The organism is Frankia nepalensis, assembly GCF_016786325.1.
In the GTDB taxonomy this organism is placed as follows: Bacteria; Actinomycetota; Actinomycetes; order Frankiales; family Frankiaceae; genus Pseudofrankia; species Pseudofrankia nepalensis.
Map to the genome: position 1 here is coordinate 1 of NZ_JADWYU010000103.1, position 16338 is coordinate 16338.

The 16338-nt window shown below is 74.3% G+C and carries 14 protein-coding genes; 8 read left to right on the forward strand and 6 right to left on the reverse strand.

Annotated elements, in window-relative coordinates; translation table 11 throughout:
• The first annotated feature begins 149 nt into the window (after positions 1–149).
• Together leuD and I6A81_RS12180 are read left to right on the forward strand one after the other, a co-directional pair.
• The gene (gene leuD / locus I6A81_RS12175; RefSeq protein WP_203002135.1) at positions 150–746 is read left to right on the forward strand and encodes a 3-isopropylmalate dehydratase small subunit; all 597 of its coding nucleotides are present in this window, start codon (positions 150–152) and stop codon (positions 744–746) included.
• A gap of 810 nt (positions 747–1556) precedes the next feature.
• Entirely contained in the window at positions 1557–1838 is a 282-nt protein-coding gene (locus I6A81_RS12180) for an HU family DNA-binding protein (RefSeq protein WP_203002134.1), read from the forward strand.
• A gap of 384 nt (positions 1839–2222) precedes the next feature.
• On the opposite strand, the gene I6A81_RS12185 is transcribed toward I6A81_RS12180, so the two are convergent.
• A complete protein-coding gene (locus I6A81_RS12185) occupies positions 2223–4460 on the reverse strand; it encodes an RNA degradosome polyphosphate kinase (protein WP_203002133.1) in 2238 nt (745 codons plus the stop codon).
• Positions 4461–4895: 435 nt separating this feature from the next.
• On the opposite strand from I6A81_RS12185, the gene I6A81_RS12190 reads away from it, so the two are divergent.
• Together I6A81_RS12190 and I6A81_RS12195 are read left to right on the forward strand one after the other, a co-directional pair.
• Positions 4896–5912 (forward strand): transglutaminase family protein, encoded by a 1017-nt coding sequence (locus tag I6A81_RS12190; protein ID WP_203002132.1) that lies wholly within the window; start codon positions 4896–4898, stop codon positions 5910–5912.
• Positions 5913–6479: 567 nt separating this feature from the next.
• A complete protein-coding gene (locus I6A81_RS12195; protein WP_307874618.1) occupies positions 6480–7946 on the forward strand; it encodes an EAL domain-containing protein in 1467 nt (488 codons plus the stop codon).
• Here the strand turns inward: I6A81_RS12195 and I6A81_RS12200 are convergent.
• Both I6A81_RS12200 and cofC read right to left on the reverse strand, forming a co-directional pair.
• The gene (locus tag I6A81_RS12200) at positions 7835–8653 is read right to left on the reverse strand and encodes a cyclase family protein (RefSeq protein ID WP_203002144.1); all 819 of its coding nucleotides are present in this window, start codon (positions 8651–8653) and stop codon (positions 7835–7837) included. The two genes, I6A81_RS12195 and I6A81_RS12200, sit on opposite strands and share 112 nt — an antisense overlap.
• A gap of 19 nt (positions 8654–8672) precedes the next feature.
• The gene (gene cofC / locus I6A81_RS12205; protein WP_307874619.1) at positions 8673–9323 is read right to left on the reverse strand and encodes a 2-phospho-L-lactate guanylyltransferase; all 651 of its coding nucleotides are present in this window, start codon (positions 9321–9323) and stop codon (positions 8673–8675) included.
• A gap of 247 nt (positions 9324–9570) precedes the next feature.
• On the opposite strand from cofC, the gene I6A81_RS12210 reads away from it, so the two are divergent.
• Positions 9571–10638: an NAD(P)H-dependent glycerol-3-phosphate dehydrogenase gene (locus I6A81_RS12210; protein WP_203002131.1), complete on the forward strand. Its 1068-nt coding sequence runs from the start codon at positions 9571–9573 to the stop codon at positions 10636–10638.
• A gap of 28 nt (positions 10639–10666) precedes the next feature.
• On the opposite strand, the gene murA is transcribed toward I6A81_RS12210, so the two are convergent.
• On the reverse strand, positions 10667–12052 hold the full coding sequence (gene murA / locus I6A81_RS12215) for a UDP-N-acetylglucosamine 1-carboxyvinyltransferase (RefSeq protein ID WP_407661291.1): 1386 nt from the start codon (positions 12050–12052) through the stop codon (positions 10667–10669).
• A 645-nt stretch (positions 12053–12697) separates the two neighbouring features.
• On the opposite strand from murA, the gene I6A81_RS12220 reads away from it, so the two are divergent.
• Positions 12698–13912 carry a D-alanine--D-alanine ligase family protein gene (locus I6A81_RS12220; RefSeq protein ID WP_203002130.1) on the forward strand — a complete coding sequence of 405 codons (1215 nt, stop codon included), beginning with the start codon at positions 12698–12700 and terminating at the stop codon, positions 13910–13912.
• A gap of 91 nt (positions 13913–14003) precedes the next feature.
• Here the strand turns inward: I6A81_RS12220 and I6A81_RS12225 are convergent, their stop codons facing one another.
• Positions 14004–14486: a DUF3515 family protein gene (locus I6A81_RS12225; protein ID WP_307874620.1), complete on the reverse strand. Its 483-nt coding sequence runs from the start codon at positions 14484–14486 to the stop codon at positions 14004–14006.
• A 161-nt stretch (positions 14487–14647) separates the two neighbouring features.
• The gene (locus I6A81_RS12230; RefSeq protein WP_203002128.1) at positions 14648–14881 is read right to left on the reverse strand and encodes an Lrp/AsnC family transcriptional regulator; all 234 of its coding nucleotides are present in this window, start codon (positions 14879–14881) and stop codon (positions 14648–14650) included.
• A gap of 339 nt (positions 14882–15220) precedes the next feature.
• On the opposite strand from I6A81_RS12230, the gene I6A81_RS12235 reads away from it, so the two are divergent.
• Both I6A81_RS12235 and thiD read left to right on the forward strand, forming a co-directional pair.
• Positions 15221–15415, forward strand: coding sequence for a hypothetical protein (locus tag I6A81_RS12235; protein WP_203002127.1), 195 nt, complete (start codon positions 15221–15223; stop codon positions 15413–15415).
• 11 nt (positions 15416–15426) lie between these two features.
• Entirely contained in the window at positions 15427–16236 is an 810-nt protein-coding gene (gene thiD, locus I6A81_RS12240) for a bifunctional hydroxymethylpyrimidine kinase/phosphomethylpyrimidine kinase (RefSeq protein WP_203002141.1), read from the forward strand.
• Positions 16237–16338 lie beyond the last annotated feature (102 nt).

Consider the following 16338-nt stretch of genomic DNA (forward strand, 5'->3'; position numbering starts at 1 on the left):
ATACGACTTTTCTGCCTGTCTGGTGGGCTCGGAGTTGTTTATAAGAGACAGCCGCGGCGGCGCGCCTCCGCGCCAGCTCGGTCGCCTGCCGCTGAAGGTCGTCGCCCTGAACAACCTCTCCAGACCTCTTCACGAAGGGAGAGCGCCCCATGGAGGCGTTCACCACGCACACGGGTCGGGCGGTGCCGCTGCGGCGCAGCGACGTCGACACCGACCAGATCATCCCCAGTGACTGGCTCAAGCGGATCGAGCGGACCGGCTTCGGTGCCGGCCTGTTCTCCGAGTGGCGCGCGGACCCGTCGTTCGTGCTCAACGACCCGGCGCACGCCGGCGCGACGGTCCTGCTCGCCGGGCCGAACTTCGGCTCCGGCTCCTCGCGGGAGCACGCCGTGTGGGCGCTGCAGGACTATGGCTTCCGTGCCGTCATCTCGCCGAAGTTCGCCGACATCTTCCGCGGCAACTCGCTGGGCAACGGCCTGCTGACGGTCGTCCTGCCCGCCGAGACGGTCGAGACGCTCACCGCCGCGGTGGAGGCCGACCCGACGGTGGAGATCACCGTCGACCTCGGCGCCCGCGAGGTCCGCGGCGCCGGGGTGGTCGCCTCGTTCGAGCTCGACGACTTCACCCGCTGGCGCCTCATGGAGGGCCTCGACGACGTCGGCCTGACCCTGCGGCACGCCGACGCGATCGGCGCGTTCGAGGGCGACCGGCCGTCCTGGCTGCCGACCACGGCCCAGCCGGCCTGAGTCGCCGCTGGCTGTCCGGGTGGCCGTGAGCCACCCGGGCAGCCGGCGGCCACGTCGGCCGCCAACCCAGCCGTGAGACCGGCGACGGACAGGAGCTACCCCGGTCTTCCGGACCGACCGTCGACAGGGTCCGTCGGGCGCGGAGCGTCCGACAGGCGGAGCGCCGAAGGGCGCTCCGCGCCCGGTTCCGGCGACCGCCGCACGCCGACGCGATCGGCGCGTTCGAGGGCGACCGGCCGTCCTGGCTGCCGACCACGGCCCAGCCGGCCTGAGTCGCCGCTGGCTGTCCGGGTGGCCGTGAGCCACCCGGGCCGGCTGACGGCCGCGTCCGGCCGCCAACCCGGCAACGGAACCGGTGACGGGAGCGTCGAAAGGCGCCGGTTTGCGGCGACCGGGGGCCCGCCCGGGTGGGCCGACTTCGTCGGACCTATGGCCCGCAAGGACAGGGCGATGCCACTCTGGTGACAGGGCTGTTGGTGGAGTTGCCCCTGCTGCCGGTGCCTCGCGCTGCGCGCCCGGGGGTGGGCGAAGAACCCGCTGTCGCGGCACCGGGCAACCATATGGTGACGCAACGTCTGAAACGGTCCTGAAATCGGACCGCGGATTGCGCCGTTCGTGTCTGGTTGTGTGCTCTGCCCGGGGGATGGCGAACCGGTCGCCGATTGTCCCGAACCCGCTGACGTGCGGGTTTGTGTGACGCGACACGCTTCCGGGAATTGCCCTCGGCAGTAGAGATGCCTACGGTGCAGCGCAGTGTGATGCCCGATCTGCTCCCCACCCCGCTCCCGCGGGGGGTGTCCGGAGGTTGTTGTGAACAAGTCCCAGTTGGTTGACCGCATTGCCCAGCAGATCGAAGGTGGCCGGTCGAACGCGACCAAGGCCGTCGACGCGGTCTTCCACGCCATCCAGGAGGCCGTCTCGAACGGCGAGAAGGTGACGATCACCGGTTTCGGTGTCTTCGAGCGCGTGGAGCGTGCCGAGCGGACCGGCCGCAACCCGGCGACCGGCGAGCCGGTGCACGTCCCCGCGTCGGTCGTTCCGAAGTTCCGCCCGGGCTCGGAGTTCAAGTCGAGCGTTTCCTCGAGCAGCTGAGCCGGGGCGGGCGCGGCGAGGCCGCCCTGTTTCGCGGGGCCCCCGCCGACCTGCGCCAGTAGGTCGGCGGGAAGGCGCCTCCTTGGCTGGACCCCACGACCGCGCCGCGAGACCGCTGAGGGGGCAACCCCGACATCGAGCTTCTCGCGGCCGAGGCGGGGGTCTTGGCCACCTTTTGGCCTGCCTTCCCGCGGTCGGCTTTCCGAACCGGGGACAGGCCGCGTGGCGACGCATGCATGAAAGACGACGCCTCGCTGGCGCACGGCGGTCAGCGAGGCGTCACCGTCGTCGAGGACACCCCGGCCACGCACCTGGCCCGGGGCCACCTGGCCCGGAGCCCCGACTGGTCCGCCGTCGGGGCCGGGCAGGTCGTCGGCGGGCCCGTCAGGAACGACGGCCCAGCGCCCAGCTGGCCAGGTCACCCTGGTAGTCGGACAGCCGGGCCTCGTCGGGGCCGGTGACGCGCGGCTCCCACCGGCCGCTCGGCGTCAGCTCCCAGACCGCCACGCTGTCCGAGAAGGCGTGGTCGAGCATCGCCCGCAGGGCCGCGCGCTGGTCCGGCTGCTTCACCCGGACCAGCGCCTCGACCCGGCGGTCCAGGTTGCGGTGCATCATGTCCGCGCTGCCGAGCCAGACCTCGTCGCCCGCGGTGAACTCGAACACCCGGCTGTGCTCCAGGTAGCGGCCGAGGACCGAGCGCACCAGCACCGTCTCCGACAGGCCCTCCACCCCGGGGCGCAGCGCGCAGATGCCGCGTACCAGGCAGCGGACCGGCACGCCGGCGCGCGACGCCCGGTAGAGCGCGTCGATCAACTGCTCGTCGACGAGGCTGTTCACCTTGATCTGGATCCCGGACGGCTCGCCGGCCCGGGCGGCCGCGGCCTCCCGGTCGATCCGCTCGATGATGCCGTCGCGCATGTGCTGCGGGGCGACCAGCAGCGACCGGTAGACGCTGCGCCGGCTGTAGCCGGTGAGCACGTTGAACAGGTCGGTGAGATCCGCGCCGACGTCCGGCTCGGCGGTCAGCAGGCCCAGGTCCTCGTAGAGCCGGGCCGTCTTCGGGTTGTAGTTCCCGGTGCCGACGTGGCAGTAGCGCCGCAGCGTGTCGCCCTCCTGGCGGACGACCAGGCACGTCTTGGTGTGCGTCTTCAGCCCGATCAGGCCGTAGACGACGTGGCAGCCGGCGCGTTCCAGCTCCCGGGCCCAGCGGATGTTGGCGCTCTCGTCGAACCGGGCCTTGATCTCGACGAGGACGACCACCTCCTTGCCGGCCTCGGCCGCGGCGATCAGCGCGTCCACGATCGGCGAGTCGCCGGACGTCCGGTAGAGCGTCTGCTTGATCGCGAGCACCTGCGGGTCGGCCGCGGCCTGCTCGATGAAACGCTGCACGGAGGTCGTGAACGAGTCGTACGGGTGGTGCACCAGCACGTCGCGCCCGCGCAGCACCGCGAAGAAGTCCGCCGGCTCGCCCGCCTCGTTGAGCAGGCTCGGCTGGGTGACGGGAACCCGCGGCGGGTACTTCAGCTCCGGCCGGTCCAGGTCGTAGAGCGCCCACAGCACCGACAGGTCCAGCAGCCCGTGCACCCGGTGCACGTCCCGGGGCGAGACCTCCAGCTCGTGGCTGAGCATCCGCAGCAGGTCGTCACCGATGTCGGCCGAGACCTCGAGGCGCACCGGCGGCCCGAAGCGGCGGCGGGCGAGCTCGCGCTCCAGCGCCTGCAGCAGGTTCTCGGCCTCGTCCTCCTCGACCTCGAGGTCGGCGTTGCGGGTCACCCGGAAGGGGTGCGAGTCGACGACCTCCAGGCCAGGGAACAGCTTCGAGAGCTGGGCCTCGATCACCTGCTCCAGCGGCACGTAGGAGGCGCGGCTGTCGGCCCCGTCCGGCTCCGCGCCGTCGATGTCCTGGCCCGCCGGGTCACCGCTGGACTCGGCGCCGCCGGCGTGCTGGCCGGGGTGGTCGAGCCGGATCAGCCGCGGCACGTTCTGCGGCACCTTCACCCGCGCGAACTTCAGGGTGTCGTCGTCCGGGTCGCGCACCAGCACGGCGAGGTTCAGCGACAGCCCGCTGATGTAGGGGAACGGGTGGGCGGGGTCGAACGCCAGCGGGGTGAGCACGGGAAAGACCTGCTGGTCGAAGTAGTCCCGCAGGTACTCGCGCTGGTCGTCCGTGAGCTGGTGCCAGTACCGGATGTTGATGCCGGCGTGCGCGAGCGAGGGCGCGACCTCGTCGCTGAAACAGCGCGCGGCCCGGTCGGTGAGCTGGGCGGTCCTGGAACTGATCAGCTCGAGCTGCGCGCGGGGGGTCAGGCCGTCCGCGGAGCGGACGGTGAGCCCGGTGGCCTCCCGGCGCATGAGCCCGGCGACCCGGACCATGTAGAACTCGTCCAGGTTGCCCGCGAAGATCGCGAGGAACTTCGCCCGCTCCAGCAGTGGCGTGCTCACGTCCTCGGCCAGCGCCAGCACGCGCGCGTTGAAGTCCAGCCAGGACGTCTCGCGGTTGATGAAGCGGTCGGCGGGCAGGTCGGACGGCTCCGGCGGACGGGGCGCCTCCAAGGGCTCGAGGAGGGCGCTGCGGGGCTTGCGTTGGGGCTGCTCGGACCTCGTCACCACCAGCTCGGCCATGTCAGCGATGGTGCCAGGCAAAGGTGAACTCGGCAGCTTGTCCCGATGTCCGGCTTAGGTCGTGACCCGCCGCGCCCGAGCGATCGCCTGTCGCGTGACCGGTGGCGATAATGTCCGTTCATACGCGGGAAACACGACTGGCGGACCATCAGTTGCGGCCGTGTTACAGGCACCCGCTCCGCTCGCTGGTGAGCGGATCTAGCCTGCTTGCTGACGATGGACGGGCAGCGCCGCCCGACCGGGTGGAAGGGACCGGAGCGAGCTCGCTCACCGGGTGACCGGACAGCGGGTCCTGCTCGCCGGTCCGGGCACCGCTGCCTGCCCGGGGCCGCTCGTCAGGCCGGCCGCTCGCGCGTCCAGCCGGGGTCCCGCGCCCAGGCCCGCGATGTCGAGCTTCGCGGCGAAAGATCTCGACCTGTCCCGACGAATGATGAGGTGGGTGCGCTAGCCGTGCAGGACCTGTTGGCTCCCCCGCGCCTGGCCGCCGGGCAGGCGCTCGAGGCCGAGCCGGTCGCGGCCGGTGAGGAGGAGCTGGCGGCGGCCGAGCGGGTCACCTACCGGATCCGCCAGCGGCTGCGCTACACCTACGACGGCCCGGCCCGTGGCCTGACGCACCGGCTGGTGGTGCTGCCGCCGAACCGGCACGGCGACCAGGTCTCCCGGTACGGGGAGCTGGTGATCTCCGCGCCCGACGCCACGGTCGCGTGGGAGCGCGGGCCGGACGGGCAGCGGACCGCCACCATCACCCTCGACGAGGTGCCCGGCCTTCTCGACTTCGACGTCACCGCCGTCGTCGACCGCGGCCCCGCGGCTGGCTGGCCGGCGTTGCCGGCGTCCGCGCTGACCGGCCGGCGGCTGCTCGCGCCGACGCCGCTGACCACCCCGGACGAGTCACTCACCGCCGTCGCCCGCCGGCTCGCCGGCCCGGACCCGTTGACCACCGCGCGCCGGTGCTGCGCCTGGGTGTTCGAGAACATCGCCTACCGCCCCGGGTCGACCACGGTCGGGACGACCGCGGCGCAGGCGGCGGCGGGCGGCGCGGGGGTATGCCAGGACCAGGCCCATGTCATGATCGCTCTGTGTCGGGCCGCCGGGTTGCCGGCCCGGTACGTGCTGGGCCATCTGCTCGGCGACGGCGCGTCGCACGCCTGGGCAGAGGTGGTCCTGCCCGACGGCTGGGCACCGCCACCGCCCGGCCCGCCGGCGCGTGGCCAGGCGGGGCGAGGCTGGGCCGCCCCCGGTGGGGCCGGCGCCGTGGCGGTCGCGCTCGACCCCTGCCACAACCAGCTCGCCGACCGTCGGTACGTGACGATCGCGGCCGGCCGGGACTACCAGGACGTCATGCCGACCTCGGGCTGGTACTGCGGTAGCGGTCGCGGGGCGCTCACCACGACCCAGCGGGTCGAGGTCGTCGAGCTGGCTGGCCTCCCGCCGCGCCGCCTGGCTTCCTAGCGTCTCCTGGCTTCCGGAGCCGCCCGGCTTCCAGAGCCGGCCCGTCCCGGCTTCCAGAGTCGGCGCGCCGGGCCAACCAGGCCATACCGGACCCGGTGTCCCCCCGGCGCGACACGCTGGTCGTGTCGCGACACGCCCGGCGAGGTGGCCCGCGAGCGGAGGCCGGCGAGGGCGCTGGCGATCGGCCATGCCCGTCAGGCAAAGGCGCGCCGGCTGGCCGGCCTGATCGCCGCGCTGGCGGCTCACCGCGATTCATTTGCTGCCCGACACGAGACCTAATCACGCTCGTGGTCACGCTACAGATACGGTGCGTGTCGAATCGTGAACCGACCGGATGCACGAATGGCATGGCTGTCGCCCGGAGGATCCACTGCCCGGCTCGGCTCGCCCGTCCGGCGGCCGGCTCCGCCGGTCCGCCGGCCCCGGCGCGGCGCCGCCAGGCGGTGACGCGAGCCGCGGTGATGGCGAGGCGCGGTGAGGGCGAGGCGTGATGGTGCCTGGGCGTGGTTGCCCTGGGGCGCGGTGGCCGGCTGGTCGGCGGGGGCGAGGAGAGGGGCGGCGCGAGCCGTGACAGACATCGACGCCGCGGGCCGGTCGATGGCCGCGGCCAGTCCACGGGGCGGCGCCGTCGTGGCGGCCACCACCGCGTCGCCCCTGGCTCTGGTGGCCGCCGGGGAAGCGCCGTCGCCACCGACGATCACCAGATCGGCCGCCGTCGTGCCCCTCGTCGCGGCGTTCGTCACCGGGATGGCGCGGCTGGTCACCGACGACGGCGGCCTGCTGGTCGTCGACGCCGGCGCGGCCGGCGCCGGGTTCGCGGCGACCGGGGTGGCCGGCGCCTGGGCGTGGCGCGCGAGGGCCACCGAGCGAGCCTGGCTCGCCCGGCTGCTCCTGGTGCTCGGTGCCTGGACCCTGATCCAGGCGGTCCGGGTGGCGGTCGGCCCGGCGTCCGCGTCCGGCCCGGGGCGCGCGGCCCTCGCCGCCGGCGCGCTGGCCGCGCCGGTGCTGGCCGCGGTGGCCCTCGTGGTCCGTCCCCGGCCGGCCACGCGCCCCGCCGCGCAGCCGGTCGTGGTCCAGCCGGTCGTGGTCCAGGCCGCCGTCGCCACGGGCGGCCTGACTCCTGGCCTGGCCGGCGCCCCCGGCGCCCAGCGCCGTGCCGGGGGCCCCACGCCGGCCAGGGACGGCGCCGGGGCGGCCCTGGGCGTCCGGCTGGCGAGCGCGCTGACGACCGCCCGCCGCAAGGGCTGGGACGTGGCTGGCTTCGACGTGCACTACCAGCCGATCGTGCGGCTCAGCGACGGCGCCGTCGTCGGGCTGGAGGCGCTTGCCCGCTGGACGGAGCCCGGGCGCGGCCCGGTGCCGCCACTCACCTTCGTCACCGCCGCGGAGGCCGGCGGCCTGGTGGCGGCCCTCGACGAGTTCGTGCTCGGCCGGGCCTGCGCCGAGGTCGCGACCGTGGTGCCCGTCGTCGCCGGCGCCCCGCCGCCCCGGCTGCACGTCAACATCTCGGCGACCCGGCTCGTGGACCCGGCGCTGCCGGACGTGTTCGCCCGCGCGCTCGGCGTCAGCGGCCTGGACCCGGCCCGCCTCGTCGTCGAGGTCACCGAGACGTCCCGGATCGCCGACCTGACCGTCGCCGCGCGGGTGCTCGAGGCGGTCAGGGCGCTCGGGCCGGCCGTCGCGATGGACGACGTCGGCGCCGGCCACACCACCTTCGAGGCCCTGCATCGGCTGCCCGTGACCGTCGTGAAGCTCGACCGCGGCCTGATCGAGAACCCGCTCGGCCCTGAGCGGGCCGCGCGACTCGGGCGGTCGGTCATCACCGTCGCGCGCTCGCTTGGCGCCCAGGTCGTCGCCGAGGGCATCGAACGGCGGACCCAGCGCGCCGACCTCGCGCTGCTCGGCTGCGAGCTAGGCCAGGGCTACCTGTTCGCCCGGCCCGCGCCACTGGCCGCGCTCGGTCCGCTGCTCGCGGCCGCCTTCGCCGGGCCGGGCCCCGCCCCCGTCGCCCGGACCGCCGGCAGCAGGCCGTAGACCGTCGCCGGTGAGCCGGAGCCGGCGCGGTTGCGGGTCCCACCGACCAGCACCCACGCGCCGACGGCCGGCAGCGCGCCCAGGTTGGTCAGGTTCTCCAGCGAGATCCGCCGCTGCCCGTACAGCGCGCGGGAGACCGCGTAACTGGTGTCCAGGCCCGGGTCCGGGCCGAAGGTGTCGGTGCCGAGCGCGCCGCGCCGGCCGAGCCGGCCGGTCTCGAGCAGCCACTCGACGGCGGCCAGCGCGAACCCTGGCTGGTGGATCCGGCCGGCGGAGTCCAGGTTCGCGTACGCCGGCGTGCCCCAGCGGTCCGACCAGCCCGTCCAGGCCAGCACCGCCGCGCCGGGCGGGATCGGGCCGTGGGCGTCCTCGAACGCGGCGAGATCCGCGACCGTCACCTGGTAGTCCGGGTCGCGCGCGGCGGCCGCCCGCACGTCCAGGCGCACCGCTGGCAGGAACAGGTCGTCCGCGGTGAGCTCGTCCGCCGCCGCGCCGCCGGCCTCGAAGTGCGCCGGCGCCCCCCAGTGCGTGCCGGTGTGCTCGCCGGAGCACACCCGCCGCAGGTAGTAGCCGTCCACGTCGATCGACGCGGCCGTCGTCATCGTGAACGGCGGGTCGCCGGGGAACAGCGGCGTCGTCGCCGGGTCGTGCACGTGCGCGAGCAGCACCGGCCGCACCGGCGCCGCCGGCCACCCGGCGAGCGCCATCCCGTCGTGCGCGCCGTCGTCAGCCGGCATTCGCCGCGGCCGTCCCCAGCACCGCGCTGGTCGCCGGGCCGACGCCGAGCAGGCGCGCGGCGGCCAGGTCCGCGACGGTGTCGACGTCGCGGCGCAGGCCCGGCACGCCAGCCCCGAGCGCGCCGGTCAGGTCGACCGCGCCGGACCGCAGGTGCCGCGCGTGGCTGTCGACGCCGAACCGGGGCGCCAGCTCGCTGCCCGGCGCGGCGCACAGCAGCACGGTGCCGGTACCGGCCGCGTCGGCGAGCACCGCGCGGCCGCTTCGCGGGGCGGCGAGCAGCGCGGCGCGCAGCTCGCCCGGCCGCAGCGCGGCCAGGTCGGCGGACATCGCGGCGACGCCATGGCCCGGCCAGCGCCCCGCGGCGAGCCGGGCGCCGTGGCGCAGCGCCGGGTTCAGGCCCCGGTCGGGCAGGTCGGGCACGGCCAGCACCGGCGCCCCGCCGTGCGCGCCCGCGCCGGCCTCGACCGCCGCGCTGGCCGCCGGGTCGTTGGTGACCACCAGCACGCCGGCGACGACGTCGGTGCCCGCCGCCGCGACGGCCGTCGCGGTGTCGGTCGCCATCGCCAGTGCCAGCAACGCGCGGTCGGCATGCTCGAGCCGGCTCTTCGCCGCGCCCAGCCGCTTTAACGGCAGCAGCACGATCCACCGTTGAGGTAGCCTGCCCGCCACGTCCCGACCATAGGACACGGGCCGGCTCTCAGGAGACGGCCCGGTGCCGAGGGGCCTCGTCCGTGGCTGTCCGTCGACCCCCTCCTGGGTGACGTGACACACCCGGCCACGGTGGCGATGAGGATCTCCGGACCAGGCTGGCATAGCGTCGGCCGAGACAGATGGCACGGCCGAGGTGGTCGACGAGCAGGTTGCGAGTGGATGAGACTTCGGCATCATGACGACGAACGGCGCTGAACACGATGGGCCGCCGCGGGTGGCCGCGGTGCTCACCGCCGGCTCGTGGGGCACGGTGTTCGGGAAGGTCCTGGCCGACGCCGGGCGGCGGGTGACCCTGCTTACCCGAGACGGCGCGTTGGCCGAGAGGATCAACAAGGAGCATCACAATCCTCGCTACCTGCCCGCCGTCCGGTTACCGGACCTGGTCCGGGCCACCTGCGAGCCGGCCGAGGCGCTGGCCGGCGCCGGCCTGGTCGTGCTCGCCGTGCCGTCGCAGGCGCTGCGCGCGGCGCTCGCGGCGTGGGCGCCGCTGGTCGAGCCGACGGCGGTCTACGTCAGCCTGATGAAGGGCGTCGAGAACGGCAGCTGCCAGCGGATGAGCGAGGTGATCAGCGAGGTCGCCGGGGTGGGGCCGGAGCGGGTCGCCGTCGTCAGCGGGCCGAACCTGGCGGCGGAGATAGCGGCCGGTGAACCGGCGGCGACCGTGGTCGCCAGCGCCTCGCCCGCGACCGCCGCGGCCGTGCAGGCCGCCTGCTGGACCTCGTACCTGCGGCCCTACACGAACGCCGACGTCGTCGGCTGCGAGCTCGGCGGCGCGGCCAAGAACGTGATCGCGCTCGCCGCCGGGATGCTCGAAGGGCTCGGCTTCGGGGCGAACACCCTGGCGTCGCTGATGACCCGAGGACTCGCCGAGGTCGCGCGCCTCGGCACCGCGCTGGGCGCCGACCCGATGACCTTCGCCGGGCTCGCCGGGCTCGGTGACCTCGTCGCCACCTGTGCCTCGCCGCTGTCACGCAACCGCGCCTTCGGCGAGAAGCTCGGCCAGGGGATGACGATGGAGGCGGTGCTGGACGAGCAGCGGCAGGTCGCCGAGGGTGTGCGCTCGTGCCGGCCGCTGCTCGCGCTCGCCGACCGGCTCGGAGTCCACATGCCGATCAGCCGGCAGGTGGAGCGGGTGCTCTACGAGGGTCTGTCGCCGCTGGAGGCCGTGAAGGACCTGATGAGCCGTGAGCCGGGCGCCGAGTACCGGGAGCCCATGGTCCCGGAGGCGCGGGCGGCGGGGTAGGGGGCCCGGCCCGGGCCCCCTACCCGGTTCATCGCGCCGCGGCGGCCGACTGGGTGGGCACCGCCGGCGGCAGGATCTCGATGAGGGCGCCGATCGAGCGGAGCTTGCCGACCGGGTCCTCGTAGCCGCGCTCCAGGAAACGGGTGCCCGAGATGGTGCTGGTGCCGTTCGCGACCAGCGCGGCCATCACGTAGGCGAAGCCGGCGCGCAGGTCGGGGATCTCCAGGTCGCCGCCGGTCAGCGGCGTCGGCCCGGACACCACGGCCGAGTGCTCGAAGTCCCGGGCGGCGAACCGGCAGCCCTTGCCCCCGAGGCAGCTCGTCGACAGCGCGATGTTCGCGCCCATCTCGTTGAGCTGGCGGGTGTAGCCGAACCGGTCCTCGTAGATCGTCTCGTGCACCACCGAGACGCCCTGGGCCTGGGTGAGCAGGACGACCAGCGGCTGCTGCCAGTCGGTCATGTAGCCGGGGTGCACATCGGTCTGCACGTGGGTCGCGGTGAGCGGGCGGTTCCGGTAGAAGGTGATCCCGTCGTCGGTGACCTTGAACTCGCCGCCGAGCCGGCGCAGGTGGTTCAGGAACGTCGCGGCGTGCTCCTGGCGGGCGCCTCGGACGTCCACCCGCCCGTTGGTCGCCACCGCCGCGGCGGCGAACGAGGCGACCTCGATCCGGTCCGGGATCGCGGTGTGGTCCGCGCCGTGCAGCCGGTCCACGCCCTGCACGACGATCGTGCGGTCGACCTCCACGTCGACCAGCGCGCCCATCTGCTGCAGGAACAGGATGAGGTCGATGACCTCGGGCTCCACCGCGGCGTTGGAGATCACCGTCGTGCCCTTCGCGCGGACCGCGGCGAGCAGCAGGTTCTCGGTCGCGCCGACGCTCGGGAACGGCAGCGCGACGTGCGCGCCGCGCAGGCCCAGCGTCTTGACCTGCACCGACCGGAGGTGCTCGACGATCTCCGCGCCCATCGCCCGCAGCCCGGCCAGGTGGAAGTCGACCGGGCGCTTGCCGATCCGGCAGCCGCCGGGCAGCGGCACGACCGCCTCGCCGACCCGGTGCAGCAGCGGGCCCATCATCAGGATCGGGATCCGGTTCACGCCCGAGTACGCCTCGGACAGCGACGGGTCGCTGATCCGCGGCGTGGCGATGCGCACCTCGTGGTCGCCCAGCCATTCCACCTGGGCGCCGAGCTCGGCGAGCATGCCGAGCACGACGTCGACCTCGGCGATCCGCGGCACCCGTGACAGGGTGCACGGCTCGTCCGTCAGGAGAGTGGCGACCAGCAGCTTGGTGACCGAGTTCTTGGCCCCGGAGACCTCGACCGAGCCGATCAGCGGCTGCCCGCCGGCGATGCGGTAGCGGTGGCGCTCGGCCGTGGGCACGCCGACGGAGGTGTCGAGGGCCGCCGTGTCCACCCGTTGGGACGCGACGATGGCGTCCGGCGCGGCGGGAGTTCCAGCCGGTTCCGCCGGATCGGCGAGGCCTGGGGCTCCCGCCGGATCCGGGGCGCCTGCCCGATCGCCGACGGGGTCCCCGCCGGGTCGGCGAGGCCGATCCGGCGAGCCGGCGATCGGGGAGGTCTGCTGGGAGGTCTGGGGCACGGGTCGGCCTCCTCGCGGTCTTGGCATCTGTATGTCCCGGGGTCGTTCCCGGACGAGATGTGGCGAACCACCGGAAGGCCACCTTTGGGGCGGCAAGCGCGAGTGTTCGCCTCGGTCGGGCAGGGCCAGGAGAGGCGCGGTCTGAGTTGTCTGTCACGCCCTGGCGGCCCAAGGCTGCGGGCCGAGCACGATCGGCCCCGGGAATTCAACCAGACCGTCGGGGCCAGTTAGCGCGGCGCCACCCCGTAAGGGATCGACATTACGTCGCGTTCCCGATCCGCGACACACCCTTGTTACTTTCCGTTGAAAGGTTCGTTACCGAGCGCCCCGGGGTGTGGCCGCCGCCGGCCCAGGGGCGCCTCGGCAGGCGGACCCGGTGACGGGGACGCGGCGCCGGCGACGCGCGTGCGGACACCCGTGTTCACCCAGGCGCAATCGGCGATCCGCTACTGTCCCGGCATGGCTGGCTTCGCGCGCAGGCACCGGTTGGCGATCGTCTTCGGCGGGCGCAGTACCGAGCACGAGATCTCGTGTGTGTCCGCGCGCGGAGTCCTGGCGGCGGTGGACCGCGAACGCTACGAGGTGGTCCCGGTCGGCATCACGCCCGAGGGGCGCTGGCTGGTGCTGCCGGACGACCCGTCGGCGCTGGCCACCGCCGACGGCCGCCAGCTGCCCACGGTGCGCCCGGACGCCGGCCAGGACGTCATCCTGCCGCCCGACCCGAACGGGGCCGCCCTCGTCCCTCTGGGCCCCCAGCGCGCCTCCCGGACCGACGTCCGGACCTCCCCGGCCGGTGAGGCCGACCGGGCGGAGGCGCCGGGCCCGGCCGGAACCCCGGCGGCGGTCGAGCCGGCGGTGCCCGGCGCGGCCGGGATCGGCGACCTGGACGTCGACGTGGTCTTCCCGCTGCTGCACGGCCCGTACGGCGAGGACGGCACCATCCAGGGCCTGTTCGAGATGGCGGGGCTGCCCTACGTCGGCTCCGGGGTGTTCGCCAGCGCCGCGGCGATGGACAAGCAGCACATGAAGACGCTGCTGGCGGCCGCGGGCCTGCCGGTCGGCCCGTACGCGGTGCTGCGCGCCGGGGAGAGCCTGTCCGAGGCGGAGAAGGAACGCCTGGGACTGCCGGTCTTCGTCAAGCCGGCGCGGGGCGGCTCGAGCATCGGGATCAGCCGGGTCGACGCCTGGGCGGACCTCGACACCGCGGTCAAGACCGCGCGGGTCTCCGACCCGAAGGTCCTCGTCGAGGCGGCGATCATCGGCCGCGAGATCGAGTGCGGCGTGCTCGACGCGCTTGACGGCGGCCAGCCGGAGACGAGCGTGCCCGCGGAGATCGTCGTCGACTCGTCCGCCGGCTTCTACGACTTCGAGGCCAAGTACTCCTCGTCGGCCACCCGGCTGGACGTGCCGGCCGACCTGCCCGCCGGGACCGCCGACCGGGTGCGCGCCGCCGCGGCCGCCGCGTTCCGCGCGCTCGACTGCGCCGGGCTCGCCCGGGTCGACGTGTTCCTCACGCCGGCCGGCGAGGTGATCCTCAACGAGGTGAACACCATGCCCGGCTTCACCCCGACGTCGCTGTTCCCGCGGATGTGGGCGGCCGCCGGGCTGGACTACCCAGCCCTGGTGGACCGCCTCATCCAGCTCGCGCTGCGCCGCGGCAGCGGGCTGCGCTAGCCGCCCGCGGTCGGACGCCCGGGGCGGCGCTGCCCAAGGCGGCGGCGCGGCCGTCGCCCGAGGCGTCCGGGCGCGAGGCTCGCGCGACCGGCTACGGGACCGTGACGACCGTGTCGGCCAGGATGGCCGGCGCCAGGGTCTGCAGCACCTCGAACGGCTGCACGCCGGCGGGGAACGTCAGCGTCACCTGGGGGCGCCTGGTCGGTGTGGACCACCGGGACTGCTCTCCCGCGGTCTCGACGAACCAGCCGACACCCGCGTTGTCCCGGAGGTCGGAGTCCGGCTGGTAGCCGGCGGCCACTCCCTCGGCCCCGCAGGTGAGCAGGACGGGCCCCTTGCCATAGGCGGCCGCGGACACCCCCTCCGGGGTGACCTCGCGCCGGTCCAGCCCGTCGCCCAGCGAGTCCGGGAGCGATTCCAGCAGCGCTCGGCACTGGTCCGCCGCCTCGCCGGCGGGTGCCGGCGCCCCCGACACCGCGACCGGCCCGGATCCGCCGCCACAACCCGCGGCGGCGAGCCCCAGCGTGACCACGAGCAGGGCATTCCACCCCAGCGCCCAGCCGCGCCTTCTCACGTCGTGCTCCTCCGCGTCCGAGGCCCCGGGGCGCTTCGCCGAGAATGCGCCGTACCTCGAGACCTCAGCCTGCCAGGCTGGAACCGTCAGCGTGCCAGCAGGCCCCGCGGGTACTCCCGCGGGGCACGGCGCGGCCGGGATCGCCGGCCGCGCCATCGCGGTCAGAAATGGACGACCGGGCAGGTCAGCGTGCGGGTGATGCCATCCACCGCCTGCACGCGGGACATGACCAGCTTGCCCAGGTCGTCAACGGAGCTCGCCTCGGCGCGCACGATCACGTCGTATGGGCCGGTGACATCTTCCGCCTGGGTGACGCCAGGGATCTGCTCGATCTCCTTCGCCACCGACGCGGACTTGCCGACCTCGGTTTGGATAAGGATGTACGCGTGGACCACAGACGCTCCCTCGTCGGACGTCGAGAGCCCGTCGAGCAGAAGTACGGGCCGACAGACGGTAACAGGCAATCGGCCTCCGTGAGAGGCTCCCAGCCGAAGGAACTGCTGTGAACGCGCGAGTCTCCGTGACGCCGGACGGCTCAACCTGGCTCCGGCCGGGGCGCTTCCGCCACTACCGAAGCACAATCGGGCCCCCGAACTGTGATTGATACCACCGTGTGTATGCCAAGCCAAGGCCAGACGTGGGTCGCTGTGGGTAAAAGTGACCTCGTGACCCCGGGTGAGCGGCGAAGAGGCTGTGGTCAGGGCGGCGAACGGGCCCGCGGCCAGGGAGACGGTGTGACCAGCGCGACATTCGGGATGGCCTTCTTGGTGGCCTTCGAAGCCGCGGCGAGCGTGGTCGTCGCGGCGGCGCCCGGCATGGTTGGCGCCTCGGTACCCAGGACGGCGTCGATGCCCAGCGTGGTGCCGATGCCCAGCGTGGTGCCGGCGGCCGGAGCGGCGTCGGTGGGCGGAGCGGCGTCGTGGCGCTGACCGGGCCGGCCATGGCCCTTCGGGCGGAAGGGGCCGCGCCGCCGCGGGTGCTCGCGATCGCCGGCTCCGACTCCGGCGGTGGCGCCGGCATCCAGGCCGATCTGAAGACGGCCACGGCCTTCGGTGTCCACGGGATGACCGCGGTGACGGCCGTGACGGCGCAGAACTCGGTCGGCGTCCAGGGCGTGTGGGAGCTGCCGGTGGCGGCGGTGCGGGCGCAGATCGCCTCGGTGGTCGACGACATCGGGGTCGACGCGGTCAAGACCGGCATGCTGGCGACGCCCGAGCTGGTCCGGGCCGTGGCCGAGGAGCTGACCGGGCTTGCGGCGCCGCTCGTGGTCGACCCGGTGGGGGTGTCCAAGCACGGCCACCGGCTGTTGGAGCCGGCGGCGGTGTCGGTGCTGCGCGAGCTGTTGCTCCCGTTGGCCACGGTCACCACCCCGAATCTCGACGAGGTGGCCCTGTTGACCGGCGTCGAGGTTCGCGACGAGGCGGGGCTGTGGCGCGCGGCCCGGGCGATGCTCGACCTCGGTCCCCGCTGGGTGCTGGTAAAGGGTGGGCATCTGCCGGGTGAGGCCGTCGACCTGCTCACCGACGGCGCTACCGAGGTCGTGCTGCGGGCCGCCAGGGCCGACAACCGGCACACCCACGGAACTGGCTGCACGCTCGCCTCGGCGCTCGCCTCCGGCCTCGCGACGGGGCTCGACGTGCCGTCGGCGACCCGCGCGGCCAAGGACTACGTGACCGGCGCGCTGGGCGCCGGCTACGCGCTGGGTGCCGGGATCGGACCGGTCGACCACGGCTGGCGCTGGCGGACCTAGGACCTCTCACCGGCTCCCGGCCCTCCGGTCGCCGACCTTCCGGACCGGCCACCGGAGCTCCCAGCTTGTCGAGCCGGCAGGCCCCTGCCGACGCGGGCGAGG

Coding starts and splice junctions, on each gene's coding strand:
- leuD (WP_203002135.1), top strand. CDS start 150: ATGGAGGCGTTCACCACGCACACGGGTCGGGCGGTGCCGCTGCGGCGC.
- I6A81_RS12210 (WP_203002131.1), top strand. CDS start 9,571: ATGACGACGAACGGCGCTGAACACGATGGGCCGCCGCGGGTGGCCGCG.
- I6A81_RS12200 (WP_203002144.1), bottom strand. CDS start 8,653: ATGGCGCTCGCCGGGTGGCCGGCGGCGCCGGTGCGGCCGGTGCTGCTC.
- I6A81_RS12220 (WP_203002130.1), top strand. CDS start 12,698: ATGGCTGGCTTCGCGCGCAGGCACCGGTTGGCGATCGTCTTCGGCGGG.
- thiD (WP_203002141.1), top strand. CDS start 15,427: ATGGCCCTTCGGGCGGAAGGGGCCGCGCCGCCGCGGGTGCTCGCGATC.
- I6A81_RS12185 (WP_203002133.1), bottom strand. CDS start 4,460: ATGGCCGAGCTGGTGGTGACGAGGTCCGAGCAGCCCCAACGCAAGCCC.